The sequence below is a fragment of the Mycetocola saprophilus genome (genome assembly GCF_000718085.1).
Taxonomy (GTDB): domain Bacteria; phylum Actinomycetota; class Actinomycetes; order Actinomycetales; family Microbacteriaceae; genus Mycetocola; species Mycetocola saprophilus.
Genome location: NZ_JOEC01000018.1, coordinates 1 through 229 on the forward strand (window position 1 = coordinate 1; position 229 = coordinate 229).

At 61.1% G+C, this 229-nt stretch carries 1 protein-coding gene; it reads left to right on the forward strand.

The genetic code is table 11. From position 1 onward, the window contains the following. Positions 1 to 229: hypothetical protein (locus IE92_RS18625; protein ID WP_030149550.1), on the forward strand; the 229-nt coding region annotated here is incomplete at both ends.

Consider the following 229-nt stretch of genomic DNA (forward strand, 5'->3'; position numbering starts at 1 on the left):
CATCGACCCACAACCCAGATATCCGTTCGAGTTTCACGAATCGGACGCGCTCAAGTATCTGCTCGAGCATCACACCGAGTTCGACGCGTTCCACGCCTCGCCACCGTGCCAGGCTTTCACGAACGCGCAACGCATCCAGGGCAACGAGCACCCCGATTTCATCGACGCAACCCGAGCCGCGTTCGAACTCATCGGGAAGCCGTGGGTGATCGAGAACGTGCCCGGCGCA